Annotated in this window: 10 protein-coding genes and 1 pseudogene; 5 read left to right on the top strand and 6 right to left on the bottom strand. The window is 46.5% G+C overall.

The annotated features are described in order from the left end of the window. The first annotated feature begins 1 nt into the window (after position 1). Positions 2 to 3,205 (top strand): type I restriction endonuclease subunit R, encoded by a 3,204-nt coding sequence (locus CLV93_RS18965; RefSeq protein ID WP_106543805.1) that lies wholly within the window; start codon positions 2 to 4, stop codon positions 3,203 to 3,205. On the opposite strand, the gene CLV93_RS20580 is transcribed toward CLV93_RS18965, so the two are convergent. Continuing rightward, entirely contained in the window at positions 3,202 to 3,336 is a 135-nt protein-coding gene (locus tag CLV93_RS20580; RefSeq protein ID WP_281351387.1) for a hypothetical protein, read from the bottom strand. The genes CLV93_RS18965 and CLV93_RS20580 overlap by 4 nt on opposite strands. 268 nt (positions 3,337 to 3,604) lie before the next feature. On the opposite strand from CLV93_RS20580, the pseudogene CLV93_RS20715 reads away from it, so the two are divergent. From CLV93_RS20715 to CLV93_RS18950, 4 genes and pseudogenes are all read left to right on the top strand, one after another. Beyond that, a pseudogene (locus CLV93_RS20715) lies at positions 3,605 to 3,949 on the top strand (hypothetical protein); the annotation flags it as partial. A gap of 201 nt (positions 3,950 to 4,150) precedes the next feature. Next, complete coding sequence (locus CLV93_RS18960; protein WP_246187250.1) at positions 4,151 to 5,341, top strand: hypothetical protein; 1,191 nt, start codon at positions 4,151 to 4,153, stop codon at positions 5,339 to 5,341. A 636-nt stretch (positions 5,342 to 5,977) separates the two neighbouring features. Further along, positions 5,978 to 6,334: a hypothetical protein gene (locus tag CLV93_RS18955; RefSeq protein ID WP_146142089.1), complete on the top strand. Its 357-nt coding sequence runs from the start codon at positions 5,978 to 5,980 to the stop codon at positions 6,332 to 6,334. 396 nt (positions 6,335 to 6,730) lie between these two features. Beyond that, positions 6,731 to 7,087 carry a hypothetical protein gene (locus tag CLV93_RS18950; RefSeq protein WP_106543802.1) on the top strand — a complete coding sequence of 119 codons (357 nt, stop codon included), beginning with the start codon at positions 6,731 to 6,733 and terminating at the stop codon, positions 7,085 to 7,087. A gap of 468 nt (positions 7,088 to 7,555) precedes the next feature. Here the strand turns inward: CLV93_RS18950 and CLV93_RS18945 are convergent, their stop codons facing one another. From CLV93_RS18945 to CLV93_RS18925, 5 genes are all read right to left on the bottom strand, one after another. Further along, positions 7,556 to 9,166: a beta-N-acetylhexosaminidase gene (locus tag CLV93_RS18945; RefSeq protein ID WP_106543801.1), complete on the bottom strand. Its 1,611-nt coding sequence runs from the start codon at positions 9,164 to 9,166 to the stop codon at positions 7,556 to 7,558. 470 nt (positions 9,167 to 9,636) lie between these two features. Next, positions 9,637 to 10,635 (bottom strand): glycosyl hydrolase family 18 protein, encoded by a 999-nt coding sequence (locus CLV93_RS18940; protein WP_211297917.1) that lies wholly within the window; start codon positions 10,633 to 10,635, stop codon positions 9,637 to 9,639. Between the two features lie 50 nt (positions 10,636 to 10,685). Beyond that, entirely contained in the window at positions 10,686 to 11,384 is a 699-nt protein-coding gene (locus tag CLV93_RS18935) for a hypothetical protein (protein ID WP_146142088.1), read from the bottom strand. A 14-nt stretch (positions 11,385 to 11,398) separates the two neighbouring features. Beyond that, positions 11,399 to 12,820: an aryl-sulfate sulfotransferase gene (locus tag CLV93_RS18930; RefSeq protein WP_106543799.1), complete on the bottom strand. Its 1,422-nt coding sequence runs from the start codon at positions 12,818 to 12,820 to the stop codon at positions 11,399 to 11,401. Between the two features lie 129 nt (positions 12,821 to 12,949). After that, positions 12,950 to 14,716 (bottom strand): RagB/SusD family nutrient uptake outer membrane protein, encoded by a 1,767-nt coding sequence (locus CLV93_RS18925; protein ID WP_106543798.1) that lies wholly within the window; start codon positions 14,714 to 14,716, stop codon positions 12,950 to 12,952. Between the last annotated feature and the right edge of the window lie 7 nt (positions 14,717 to 14,723).

Raw genomic sequence — 14,723 nt, 5'->3', positions numbered from 1 at the left:
AATGACCCGATTAACCGAAAATACCATCGAAGAATTCGTTATTGAACTGCTGACGCGGCTGAACTATCAATATCTGTACGGCCCCGATATTGCGCCCGACGGCGACCATCCGCTTCGCGATAGCTACGAAGAGGTTCTACTGACCAATCAGCTACGAGCAGCCATCGGACGAATTAATCCTTCGCTACCCGTTTCATCGCAGGAGGAAGCCCTGAAGGAGGTACAACGTATTCATTCACCCGAATTGCTGGCCAATAACGAAACCTTTCACCGGCTGCTAACGGAAGGGATCAATGTCAGCTACCAGAAAGAAGGTAATGAGCGGGGCGATTTAGTTTGGTTGGTGGACTTTGCCCATCCGGAGAATAACGAATTCACGGTAGTGAACCAGTTTACGGTGATAGAGAACGGAATCAACAAACGCCCTGATGTGATTCTGTTTGTGAACGGTCTGCCCCTGGTGGTGATGGAACTTAAAAATGCTGCGGGTGACCAGGCCACCATACAGTCGGCCTTCCGGCAAGTGGAAACCTACAAAGACAGCATCTCTACCCTTTTTACCTACAATGCGTTTAATGTGATATCCGATGGCCTGGAAGCCCGGGCCGGTTCTCTTTCGGCCGGATTTACCCGCTACATGGCGTGGAAGTCGGACGACGGGAAAACCGAGGCTTCGCGACTTATCAGCCAGTTGGAGACCTTGGTTCGGGGAATGCTGAACAAAGAGACGCTGCTAGATTTGATTAGGCATTTTATCGTTTTCGAAAAGAATAAGAAAGAAGATACGGATGGTATTGTGACTGTCACAACCGTTAAAAAACTGGCAGCCTATCATCAATATTATGCGGTGAACCGTGCGGTTGAATCGACCCTGCGGGCGGCAGGTTATGAAACCTATTATCAACCTTCGTTCGAAGGGAATGTAGTGGAAGAGCATCCGGAGAGTTACGGAGTGCCCAGTGCCTTTCAACAACCCCGTGGTGACCGGAAAGGTGGCGTTGTGTGGCATACACAGGGAAGTGGTAAGTCGTTGTCGATGGTTTTCTACACCGGAAAGCTTGTACTGGCCATGGATAACCCCACGGTGGTCATTATTACCGATCGCAACGATTTGGACGATCAGTTATTTGATACCTTCGCCGCATCGACCCAATTGCTCCGGCAGGAACCCCGCCAGGCAGAGAGCCGTGATGATTTAAAAGAAAAATTGAAAGTTGCTTCCGGCGGGGTTGTCTTCTCGACCATTCAGAAATTTCAACCGGAAGAGGGCAACGTGTACGAGACCTTGTCGGAGCGCGAAAACATTGTGGTGATAGCCGATGAAGCACACCGCACCCAATACGGTTTTAAAGCCAAAACCGATAAAGATACCGGAGCCGTACGCTATGGTTTTGCCAAGTACATGCGCGACGCCCTGCCTAATGCTACCTATCTGGGCTTTACCGGTACGCCAATTGAAAGTACCGATATCAATACACCGGCAGTTTTCGGTAACTACATCGATGTATACGACATTGCCCAGGCCGTAAATGATGGCGCCACGGTAAAAATCTATTACGAAAGCCGACTAGCCAAAGTAGCCCTGACAGAGGCAGGGAAAAAACTGGTTGAAGAGCTTGACGACGAGCTGGGCGAAGATGAACTGACCGAAACACAGAAGGCGAAAGCCAAATGGACTCAACTGGAAGCATTGATTGGCAGTGAAAACCGGGTCAGAAATATTGCCCGTGATATGATCACTCACTTTGAACAACGTCAGGAAGTATTTGATGGCAAAGGAATGATCGTATCGATGAGCCGGCGAATTGCAGCAGAACTATACCGGGAAATTATCCGGTTACGTCCTGAATGGCATTCCGACGAATTGGACAAAGGAGTTATCAAGGTAGTAATGACTTCTTCCAGTTCGGAAGGAGCTCTCATATCCAAACATCACACGACCAAACAGCAACGTAAAAAGCTGGCCGATCGGATGCGGGACCCGAAAGACGAACTGAAACTGGTTATCGTTCGGGATATGTGGCTCACCGGCTTCGATGTACCCAGTATGCACACGCTGTACATCGATAAACCCATGAAAGGGCACAACCTGATGCAGGCCATTGCCCGTGTGAACCGCGTATACATGGATAAGCCGGGGGGATTGGTGGTCGATTACCTGGGGATTGCTTCCGATCTAAAGAAGGCCCTCTCCTTCTACTCCGATGCCGGAGGAAAAGGCGACCCGGCTGAAACACAACAAAAAGCCGTCGAACTGATGCAGGAGAAGTTGAGTGTTGTTTCGGGACTCTTCCATGGTTTTGCCTACGAAGATTACTTTGCTGCCCATACCTCCAAAAAGCTTTCGCTTATTCTGGAAGCTGAAGAACACATCCTGGGACTGGAAGACGGAAAGAAACGGTACATTAAGGAAGTCACGCAGCTTTCGCAGGCCTTTGCTATCGCGATTCCGCATGAAGAAGCGCTGGACGTAAAAGATGAGGTGGCATTTTTCCAGGCGGTAAAGGCCCGGTTGGTGAAATTTGACGGCACCGGCTCGGGACGTACCGACGAAGAGATTGAAACGACCATCCGACAGGTGATTGATCAGGCACTGGTATCGGAGCAGGTAATAGATGTATTCGATGCGGCGGGGATTAAAAAGCCGGATATCTCCATCCTCTCGGAAGAGTTCCTGTTGGAATTGAAGGGAATGGAGCACAAGAACGTTGCGATGGAGGTTCTCAAGAAGTTACTGAACGACGAGATAAAATCGTTGGCCCGGTATAACCTGATCGAAGGAAAGTCGCTGATGGAGATGCTCGAAAATTCCATCAAACGCTATCACAATAAGATACTGACAGCTGCTGAGGTAATCGACGAGTTGATTAAACTGAGCAAACATGTGGTCGATGTAAAAGAGGGCCCCCAGAAGATGGGTATGTCGGACTACGAATATGCTTTTTATACCGCTGTCGCTAATAATGATAGTGCCCGGGAACTGATGCAGCAGGACAAACTTCGGGAATTAGCCATTGTATTGACCGAAACGATCAAAAAGAACGCATCGATTGACTGGCAAATCAAAGAGAGCGTGAGGGCTAAGTTAAAAGTGGCAGTTAAGCGGTTGCTAAGACGTTTCGGCTATCCACCTGATATGCAAAAACTCGCCACAGAAACGGTCTTAAAACAAGCTACCATGATTGCGGATGAATTGACCAATTAGTAATCTGCGTAATCCCGGTTCAGACAATTATTCACCACCATCAACGCGCCCGTAAAGACGCCCGAATCGGGCGTCTCTACAACGGTCATACAACGGCCGTCAACTGACCCAAATGTGACGGTTATGTTCATCTACTGGCCGGAATTTTCCTTAAAACAGGTTTCCATAAGCATCCGGCCGAAAAAACTGTGGAAGAATGTATTGCCAAACTGTAACAAAACATCGGCTCCGGCTGTCTAATGGGGTAACAGGCGGGTAATGAAGGGGCCAGCGGGCGAACCGCATTTTTCAACTTTTACCTGTTAAATAATAAAACAAATTGAGTATTTTAGTTCCGGTGGAAGTCGCGCTTTTGGCGGCGACCAACCAACTAAAAGGGTTTACCTTAACGATACAGATATGACGATGACGCTTTTTAACCTCACATGGTTGAAGCATTTTCTCGCGATATTCTTCCTGACCTTCATCCACGAGGATGCTGCCATACTGGCGGCGGGGTTCTCGCGTGTCGAGCATCACGTACCGCTCGTGTTGGTCTATACTGCCGTTTTCACGGGAATTGTCGCCGGCGATGTATTCATTTATCTCCTCGGACGGTTTGCCCAAAAGAACGCCTGGCTGCGGCGCAAAATCATTGGCCCCAAGGTCGAACGCCTCCACAACTGGATTGAATCGAACCTGACGAAGGTGCTCATCATGTGCCGCCTCACACCGGGCCTCCTCTTCCCCACTTTCGTGGCTTGTGGCTGGTTCAAAATCCCGCTGGGACGGTTTACCCTGCTGTCGGCCATCACCGGTGGCGTGTACACCTCCATCGCCCTCACTCTGGTGATTGTGTTCGGCGATTTGGTACTGGTCCACCTGAACTACTGGGCGTGGATACTCGTCGCCATCATCGTTATTGTATTCGCCTCCACCAGCCTGCTGAAACCGAAGTTCGCCAAGGTGACCGAACGGGCCCTCGACGACGACGAAGCTCCTTCATTTTTGAAAATGCTGAAAACATATAAGCCCGGACGGAAAAACAGGCATACCGGGATGCCGTCACCCGATGGACTGAAAAGGTTCGTCTCGCTGGCTGAACGCCTCCCCAACGGATTATTTTATTTACCGGTCGGATTACGCTGGTTATTCCTCTCGGCACGTTATCGTTCACTGACCCTGCCCACGGTATCGAACCCCATGATTGAAACCGGCGGTTTCTGGGGCGAATCGAAGAGCGATATCATGGAACAGGTTGGCGACGACCACCAGCAATGGGTCGCCGAGTTTGTGACTTTCGAACGAAACGGCAAGGGCGTGGATGCCGATTTGCAGGACGCGCTTTCGCTGATGAAGGAAAAAGGCCTGGAGTTCCCGGTGGTGGTGAAACCCGACGTGGGCTGGCAGGGTTACGGCGTGCGCCTCGTGGAAGAGGATGCGCACCTGCTCCATTATCTGGATGAATACCCGAAAGGGGAAAAACTGCTGCTGCAGCGTCCGGTGCAACACGACGGCGAAGCGGGTATCTTTTACGTCCGCTATCCCGGCGAGGAACACGGTAAGGTGATTTCGGTGACGTTGCGCTATTTCCCGTATGTGTATGGCGACGGAACATCGACGCTGCGCGACCTTATCCGCAACAACCCGCGCATGAAAACTCATGCCGATTATTACCTGGGCGGGAAAACCGAGCACATGAGCCTCGAGAAGCAGTACCTCGACATGGTGCCGGCCGACGGTGAACTGATTCGCCTGTCGTTTATCGGGAGCATCCGCGTAGGCGGTCTCTACCGCGATGCCAGTCATCTGATTACGCCGGAGCTGAGTGCCCGCATCGATGCCATCGCGCAAAGTATGCCGGAGTTCTACTTTGGCCGCTTCGATGTGCGCTTCGAATCGACCGAGCTGCTGCAAAAAGGCGAAGGATTCTCCATCATCGAAATCAACGGTGCCGGTTCGGAAGCCATCAGCGCCTGGGACCCCGAGGTTTCGATCTTCAAACTGTACAAAGCGCTGTTCAAATCGCAGAGCCTACTCTTCAAGGTGGGCCACCTGAACCGTTCGCGCGGGTACAAACCCATGACGGTAAAGGATTTCCTGAAGGCCGCTGCGAAACAGAACAAACTGATTGATCAGTATCCGCCGGCGAGCTAGGAAGACACCATTTAGCATCAAATAACTGCAATAATGATATGAAGAGGTCAGAACATGGCCTCTTTTTTTATTTCTATTTCGATGTAGTACGGGGAACCGGTAGTGCAGCGGTCTGGATGGGCCGTATTATTCACCCCTAATCCCCTGAAGGGGACTTGGGGCCGCTGCAAATGACGAACTGAACGCTGCAAAGGCAACCTAACAGCGCAGTAGGGCCACGATATATCGTGGCCGCTTGATAAATACAGGGAATATCATGGGATAGCGCGTTGTAACGGTCAGGACATGTCCTGACCCTACATCGAACACACACCAACCAATATCACAAGAACGGTAGGGCCACGATACATCGTGGCCACATGACAAACACCGGAAATGTTTGGGGATAGCGCGTTGCAACGGTCACGACATGTCGTGACCCCGTGGATACGTCATAAAACTTTTGTATCTCTTCGTTAACCGGATAAATATTTACTACATTTGGGTTAACCGCATCACCGGTAACCGATTGTGATTACCAAGCAGCGAACTAACTTTGGTTTTTAGCGATATCATTGTCCGCCGATTCCTGCATAACAGGAGCGTGTGCGGATGAACGCATTGTTGCATCACATCAACCATAAAAACAAAAATAAAATGACCAACAAGACGACCTTAAAGATGATGTTGATTTTCGTAGCTATCCTGGCTACCTTCAGCAGTTGCAAAAAAGACGAGGTAAGCCTGAGAACCGGCGCATTAAAAGTGAACTTCACGCCCAACAACAACTATCTTCCGGTAATTGATTATACCATTACCCTCGAGAGCAATGCGTCGAAGGCGATATCCGGTCTCGATAAAAACCTGTTCGAGGGAGTGCTTACCGTCAAAGACCTGAATCCGGGGAACTACTACTTAAATTATAACTACACCATTGCCGACAGGTACTACTCGAAGCAGGTACTGTTTCAAATTCATTCGGGCAAAACAACGGAACTAACTTTCCAGTTGTAAGCCGGGTACTGACGGATGGATGGTATTTGGTTGCCGGAATGAGATATATCCTGCCCCTACAATGCAAACGCACATACCCTATATCACAAATGCTGTAGGGCCACGAAATATCGTGGCCGTGCACCAAACGCCTAAAATTACAGGCACAGGATTATGCAACGGTCAGGACATGCCGTGACTCTGCGGGATACGTCATAAAATTTTTGTATCTCTTCGTTAACCGGATAAATATTTATTATATTTGACATAAGCGCGTAGTCGGCAACTGATTACCGTTCTCCCGGCCGCCGACCAAACTAAACGAACAGCGATATCCTTTCCCGTTTCATGTGACCAGGCAGGACCATCAACGGCAAAACTATCGCCACATTTCATCAATAAAAAAACGCTTAGAAAATGACCAACAAAAGGACCTTTAAAATGATGCTGCTTTTCGTAGCTATCCTCGCTACCTTCAGCAGTTGCCAAAAAGACGAAGTAAGCCTGAGAACCGGTACCTTGAAAGCAACCTTCACCGTAGGAACGGGAGTGCTACCCGGCTTCGATTACACTATCTATCTGGCAGACAATACATCGACCGAATTAGCCGGACTCGATGCCAGTATGGATCAGGGTGTTCTTACAGTTAAAAATCTGAATCCCGGTAATTATTACCTGGAGTACAGGTACAAGGTCGGTGACACCTATCGCTCAGGAAAAGTATTATTCCAAATTCATTCCGGCCAAACCACCGAAATCAGTAAGCAGATCTAAATACATTATAAGGTAGCGACGGCAGCAGCTTTGTAGGGCCACTATATATCGTGGCCGAATGACAAACACCGGAAATGTCCGGGGATAGCGCGTTGTAACGGTCAGGACATGTCCTGACCCTACATCGAAAACACGCACCATCCAATATCACAAACATTGCAGGGTCGGGATACATCCCGGCCGTGCACCAAACATCAAAAACTGCAGGCAACCGGGTAGCGAATCGGTCAGGATATATCCTGACCCTACAATGCAAACGCACATACCCCATATCGCAAACACGGTAGAAACGGGATACATCGTGGCCACATGACAAACACCTGCAATTTATCGTGATTGGCTAGCGACACGGTCACGACTTGTCGTGACCCTACGGGGAAAACGGTCATTAACCAACGTACCATAACAGCAAAGCCGGGGAAATTCCCCGGCTCTATGTGCTTTGCATTTTATATCGTTGAATATTCCCTATTCCTCACCTTTGTAGTAATCGATGCCTTCCAGCTGCCAGCGTTGTTCCATGTTGTGCAGGGCGTCGAGGAAGCGTTGATAGTTTTTATCGGGCAGCGGCGTCCAGCCTACTTCAGCGTAAGCGGCTAACCGGGGGAATATCTTCAGATCCATCGACTGCGTGGTGGGAATCCATTCACTCCACATCTGGCACCCGAAACCTAATATCTTCGAATCGTACTTCGGGTCGAGTCCTTCGGGAATGGGATTGAATGAATAGGCTTTCGAAAGCGGAATCATTTTATAGTTATAATCGAGATAGGTCATCCGGTGGTAAGCATTCACCACATCGTAGCCATTCGAAACCGCCTTGTTGATCAAATCGAGGCTCCCTTTCCAGAATTCGATGATAGCCGATTTGGCGAGCGTCTGTTTTACCTGCGTATCGGCCGAATCCTGCCACTCATGCACGTTATCGCCGAGGATTTCGTTCCATCCCATCATGCGATGGCCCGTACTGTCGACGAACTGCGAGATGCGGTTGGTGAACCAGATTTGTAAATCGGCGGGAGACGTCAGTCCTTCCTTCTTCATCAACGCCTGCATGGCTTCCGATTCCTTCCACGCGTCGTACATCACCTCATCTCCCCCGATATGGACCACTTTGCCGGGAAACAGGTTGAAAACTTCGGTGAGCACATCTTCCAGAAATTGAATAACACGTGGATCGGCAATATTGAATGAGTCGGGCAGCTTGCCAAAGGTCACCGGCACCTCTTTCGTGGTTCCCAACACCCCGAGCCACGGATAAGCTGCAATGGCTGCCGAAGCATGACCGGGCATTTCAATCTCCGGAACGATGCGAATGTGCCGCGCGGTGGCGTAAGCAAAGATATCCTTGATTTGCTCCTGCGTATAGAATCCGCTGTGTGGCTTGCCTTCGCGTTTGTCGCTGTGACGGGCCGCTTGTGTGTCTTTCCGGTAGCCGCCCACCGATGTCAGTTTCGGGTACTTCTTGATTTCGATGCGCCATCCCTGGTCATCCGTCAGGTGCCAGTGGAAGACGTTCATCTTCATCAGCGCCATCTGGTCGAGCAGACCTTTCACCACGTCTACTCCCTTGAAATGACGGGCCACGTCGAGCATAAATCCACGCCATGGGAACCGGGGTTTATCGGCAATGGCCACCACCGATAAGGCAGCGGTTTTTCCTTTGTCGGGATGGAACTCAAACGCGGGTGGCAACAGCTGTCGCAGCGACTGAATGCCGTAAAATACACCGGCACGGGTCGCCCCTTCGATGACAATCCGTTTGGGCTCAACCGTTAGCAGGTAACCTTCGTCGCCCAGCGAGTCTTGCAGGGCTGCATTCAGCTTCAGCTCGATGCCTTTGCCTTTCGCTTTGATGTGCGGCTTTTCGCCGAAAGCTTTCGACAGGATATCCGCCAGATAAGCGGCTTCGGATTGGGTTGCTTCGCCCGAAACAATGGCCGTTTTCTCCGTCAGTGTATAGGTACCGTTGCCGGGCATTACGCTCACCGGACGCGGAATGATGTTGATCTCCGCCTGCGCGGAAACAGCTACTCCCGCAAGGAGGAAAAAGGCCAGTATGAGTTTCATTGTTTTCATAACCGTTTTGTTTTTTATGGATTGATGGGGAAGAGAATGCAAATGATGAATTCGGATAGAAAGCCCACCGTAACAATAGCTATCGGGACTCCCTCTTTAGCGCCCAAATTGTAAATACATCGGGGTAAAGCTCGAACAATTGGTTAAAAAAGTACCGGGAAAGACCTTCTGTCTTTCGTATGTTTATGCTACTGTGAACCTAATATTCAGTCAGTCATAACCAGGAAGAAAACATCACCATTGAACAAGCGAACTGCCAATCCGTATACAATGGTTTCGACAGACGCCTCCCCGGATACTTATAAACCTCTGTTAAACTGGCTCTATGCGAAAGATTCCATACCAGAGTTTATTCATCAGGACAAACCATGTTCTTCGTCATGTGAATCAGACCGTTTGCCGGTTACAGATTCGAAATGACAATGAATGTCTACCTTCATTACAATATTTTAAAATCACCCGCAATCAAATCATTTATTTTCCCATTCCTTGACTTCGCCCCACATCGGAGGAGTGACCGAACCAAAGTGCCAAAATCCGATGGTATGAATTCCCAACTCGTCGCTCAATTCCAACAGATTCTTCGTACTTCTCGCATCGCTGGCGTAAAATAGATGGACATTACCGTCAGGAGCACTATACAGGTAAATGTTAATTCTTTCGTACCACAGCCAGGTTGGTGAGGGCAATGACGAACTATCAACATCCGGGACATTCGAAGATACTTGTCTCCCCTTCCCTTTCAGAGTCATCGCATAATCATTTGAGTATGCAGGCAGTCCCATAACTAATTTATTCCGCGGCACATATTTCATCCAATAATTCATGGCATCCCTTGTCCAGGGATATGTAGAAGTGGGGCCGATGCCATTTGCTACGTTCGGAGCATAATACATATCGTAACACATCACACGGACTAAATCACATGTTTCAGCGACTACTTTGGGATCGTAAAATATGTTGGGAATCGTGTCATTGATTAATGATGGATAGAATCCGACGCAATGACTCAATTTCCTGCCCGAACGGTGCAGTTTGAACGAAACCACCCTTAAGAATTTCGAATATGCACCCTGGAATTGAGGATCCAATTGCTCATAATCCAAATCAATGCCGTCATATCCCTTCAATTTACAGGTATTGACATACTCATTGGCAACTGCTTCAATTTTCGCGGGCGTATCGATGTCCTCTTCTTTTCCGGAGACACCATGATAAACTAAAATGCCATTCTTATGACACTCATCAATAAACTCCTTTGACGGGTTTCCGAAAACACTAACCGAACTGATAATGTTCTTGTAAGGTGCCAGATCATCGAAACTGCTACCCTCCTTATAGATATACCACGGAGAGATTTTCTTAGTCGGAGTTTGCCCCGAAGCGACGGAAATGTTTGCTAGTTGGATAAACACAAGAAAGTAAAAGAGTAGTTTACTTTCAACGCGGAAAATTAGTTGATGCATCATTTTGTATAATATATGTTTGGTTTTTAAGCGGCCGATATTCGCTCATTGAATCAATTATACTGATACTCCATATAATCGAATTGCGCATAATTTCTTTGAGCCGGAATATGATCTCCCATAAAGGTAAGGTTTTCAACACTAACGAAAACATAGAATTTTGTTTCCTCCGGTCCAAAATCCAGTTCCCGTGAAGTAATCGAATTGCCATTGATATACCAGGTGGCTATATATTTCCCGTCTTTAAGCTCGAGATCGATATCCAAATTATACCACTGATTTCTTTGGATTGTAGTCTTTAGCTGGTGGTGAGGATTCCCCTGTGACGTCATGTAAACCACCAATTCATTATCGGTAGCATTTAAGGATTTTCGAACTGTTTCTTTTCCATAACCAATCTCAAAATCGAGCTCATGCTGGTCATCACTATATAAGAAGCAACCGATGCTTGCCATGTCTCCTGTTCCCATTTCCGGGACAAATACCCTCCACGAATATTTTCCTTGTACATAGGCCTTGTCCTCCGATCTGAATTTAATCCGATCATACGTATCCGGACGGGTAAAAATTTCGAGGATACCATCTTTCAGTGAATAATTATCAATCATATCGGGCCGATCCTTCGCTAGTCCATCCAGGTTATTAAAATCCCACCGAATGGGAGTCGGCCTTAATGCATTGTAATCAGTCTTCTCTTTGGAGCAAGAAGACATACCAAGCACTATCGTGATAACTAACAGTAATATTTTCATTTTGATTATTTCCTTTAATTCGGTGATTTCGTCAAGTCTATCTTGTCGATGTAATAGGCTCTGAAAAACTTCTCGTCGGTTTGATACTGCCAAACAGGATTGCCGGACATATCAGTGATTGCCATAGTCTTTGACATGGTAGAGCCCAAAAGAATATGTTGGGAATCCATCATATATGCGCTTCCCTGATTCATCGTAAACAATTCCGTTGGGAACTTGATATCTTTTTTTAAGACTGCGGTTTTGGCCTTTTCATCGACAACAAAAGAGAGCGCTCGTGTTTGCTGATTCGCCTTTCCATTATCAATGACCATAATTTCGCCATCAAGGTCGATATGCGAGGAATGTATGCCTGACGTATATCCCTCCTGAGGCATATCAACATCACCGTCAACGCCTAATTTATAAATAACCTCTCCAGTCGTGGAATTGATCTTCCATAGTTGATTGATTCGGTTGAATGTCATTAAGTAGTTCCCATCAGTATCCAGAGAGACAGAATTGGCATGTAACAAGTCCTGACGAGGAGAAAGGTGTCCTCCTTGAGGTTCATCCATTATAAAAGAGTAATCCAATGGATTAATAGCTGAGAAACAGTTCCATTCCCATTTTATGTTTCCGTTCAGATCCATTACTGTAAGGCCATCTCCATTCACAATCTCGTTCGTACCTCCTCCTTTCGACGACAAATCAAATGCTTTTTTGTACCTATTTATCGTGATTAAATCCCCATTGGGAAGCCGCCTGAAATCGTGGTGAACATCAGGATTTTTCAGTTCATCATAGGTTCTCTTAAAGATGATGTTGCCGTATAAATCGATTACCAGAATTTCATCTCCTCCAAACTGCTCATTGGGGTTTTGCCCAAGAATACACTGGAAAGTATTATGTACCGGGTCAAATGTGGAATTGACGATTGTTTTATTATCAGCTGACTGGTACCACACAATTTTCCCCTGGTCATTAATCATATACAAATACGAGTTTTCAGGCTTAGTAGCAATACTGATGTAGCCCTTAAATCTGAATGTTGATCCCGGTAACTGATTCTCGAAAGGAGAAAGATTATCCGGCAAAGACCGCGTATGGAAGGAAAAAACCTGCGAATGAAATAGGGTAGCTTCCTTTTTTATTGTAAGCCGAAAGTCATATACTGTATCTGGCTCTAATAAAATCAGTTTGACAACAGGGTTTAATCCATCTTCTGTAAAAGGAGTTGTCAACGCCTCTCCTTCACTTCCGCTTTTCCAATATTCAATTTGGACAGCTGCAGGTTCTTTCAGTTGAATTTCAACGTTATTCCTTAATTTATTGCTATCATCTTTTACAATAACTTCTTTCAAAACATCTGAACTATTTAACAATTCATCTTTCGTACAAGATGAAAAGCTGCTCATCAACAAGAGAAGTATGTATATTAATTTAATTTTTCTCATGAGTCATAACTTTGCGGTTTACTCAAACCTCTAAAGAGGCCACTTTATTAATTCCATCAGGAATTCATCTTTGTATGAAAGGAACTCCGGTTACCCCGCTGATTCGGGGTAACCGAAATTCACATTTTGTTATTCTCCGGGTCTGTTGTTCAGGAGATTTGGATTTTGATCAGTTTCGATTTTAGGAATTGGGAAATAACGTCGCGGATCGTTATCTGTCAAATCTGAAGACGACGGATAGATTTTCCAGTTCGCACTGTAGTCGAACGTATGAGGTGCATTAGCCGGATCGTCCTGATCTGCTATAACCTCTGCATTGTGTTCTTTAATCTGGTATTTGGTCTTAATAGCATCGAAATATTTGCCCATGCGATCTTTCCAAAGTCCCATACGAATCAAATCGGGTCTTCTCATCCCTTCGTTGTTCAGCTCCCAGGCTCTTTCATCACAAATGGCACTCCTGACAGCATCCTGATCTCCAAGATTGGAGGCATTTAAATCGTGTGTGTTATCTCCAAACGCACGCTCTCTGACCATGTTGATATAGTTGACAGCTTCACCCGATTGGCCAAGTTCATTCAGAATTTCTGCTTTTAGCAACAGGATGTCTGCGTAACGAAGAACAATAACATTATTGGCAGTATTGTAATTGTACTGGCCTGTATTTTGATATTTATATTTCAATGTATAGCATTCAGTTAATTCATAATGAATCTCTGTTGTTTGTCCATCGGCGTTCTTAACCTCATGATACATGGTCCCAACATCATTAATGGTTGGTGGATAGCTGTAAAATTTCCCAGTAGGATCATAAATATCAGGATAATTGGTTACAACCAATTTAGTCAATCGGGTATCCGAAGGATTGAAAGACCACGCAAATTCCAGCGGTAAATTAAGCAGGTTCCATCCCATGTCGAAGCTCCATGGAGTAAACACCAATCCAACTGCACTCGAACCTTGCGGGCCGTCGCCATTGGAGCGAATAGCCCAGATAATTTCATTATTGTATAACTTGTCCGTATTCAAATCAAGTCCTCTGGCCAGGCCCTCTGTTGCAACGTTACTATCATCCAATCCATATACATCAAGCACTGAAGGCTGCAATGAATACTCATTACTGGAAATAACGGCATTGACATATTGAAGAGCAGCTTTCCAATTTTCACTTCCATCCTGTCCGGCGAGTCTTTCACGTCCGGCAATTCGCATATAAGCTTTAGCCAGCATTCCATTAGCTGCACCAGACGTCGGACGTCCTGCATCTTCTCTGGCGCTATAGGAGCCAGGTAAATTTGCTGCAGCATAAGTCAAGTCTGTTATAATCTGGTTATCAATCGAGTCGATACTTGCCAGTTTCAACTCCTCGGCCGGATTTATTTCACTGTTTGTGTTTATCGGAATTCTGTAGAAAAGATTAGACAGTTCCATAAACGCCCAGCCTCTCATAAATTTTGCTTCAGCAATATATCGTGATTTAAGGGTCGTTGCGTTTCCGTCTGCATCATTGAACTGCTCATCCGGAATCTTATTTATATTATCAATTGCTGTGTTACAACGACTGACAATCACATAAAAAGCGGTCCACATATTGCTGAGATCGTTATCCATATTCAGATCATTCTCTTTGAGAATCTCCAACGGTAAATTTTGCTTATAGCAAACGTCTGTCGGTAAATCATTGGCATAAAAAATCTGACGATAAGAAATGCTGTGTAGATTTGCGTATAGCCCATTGACTGCAGCCAAAGCATCATCCTGGGTCACGAAAGCATTGTCTGTAGTAAGCTGTGAATAAACAACTTCATCCAGCTGCTTCTTGCATGATGAGAAACTAAAGATTAAAGCAAGTAAGAGTAGATACAGACTCCCTTTTTTCAATATATTATTGTTCATGATAGTT

Source organism: Prolixibacter denitrificans (assembly GCF_003014495.1).
GTDB lineage: Bacteria > Bacteroidota > Bacteroidia > Bacteroidales > Prolixibacteraceae > Prolixibacter > Prolixibacter denitrificans.
Note: the sequence above shows the minus strand (reverse complement) of the source record. Positions and strands in the feature narration are given on the sequence as shown.

What these genes read in the sequence shown, in the direction of transcription:
- CLV93_RS18950 (WP_106543802.1), top strand. Translation starts at nt 6,731, where the DNA reads ATGACCAACAAAAGGACCTTTAAAATGATGCTGCTTTTCGTAGCTATC.
- CLV93_RS18955 (WP_146142089.1), top strand. Translation starts at nt 5,978, where the DNA reads ATGACCAACAAGACGACCTTAAAGATGATGTTGATTTTCGTAGCTATC.
- CLV93_RS18945 (WP_106543801.1), bottom strand. Translation starts at nt 9,166, where the DNA reads ATGAAAACAATGAAACTCATACTGGCCTTTTTCCTCCTTGCGGGAGTA.
- CLV93_RS18930 (WP_106543799.1), bottom strand. Translation starts at nt 12,820, where the DNA reads ATGAGAAAAATTAAATTAATATACATACTTCTCTTGTTGATGAGCAGC.
- CLV93_RS18940 (WP_211297917.1), bottom strand. Translation starts at nt 10,635, where the DNA reads ATGATGCATCAACTAATTTTCCGCGTTGAAAGTAAACTACTCTTTTAC.
- CLV93_RS20580 (WP_281351387.1), bottom strand. Translation starts at nt 3,336, where the DNA reads ATGAACATAACCGTCACATTTGGGTCAGTTGACGGCCGTTGTATGACC.
- CLV93_RS18965 (WP_106543805.1), top strand. Translation starts at nt 2, where the DNA reads ATGACCCGATTAACCGAAAATACCATCGAAGAATTCGTTATTGAACTG.
- CLV93_RS18925 (WP_106543798.1), bottom strand. Translation starts at nt 14,716, where the DNA reads ATGAACAATAATATATTGAAAAAAGGGAGTCTGTATCTACTCTTACTT.
- CLV93_RS18935 (WP_146142088.1), bottom strand. Translation starts at nt 11,384, where the DNA reads ATGAAAATATTACTGTTAGTTATCACGATAGTGCTTGGTATGTCTTCT.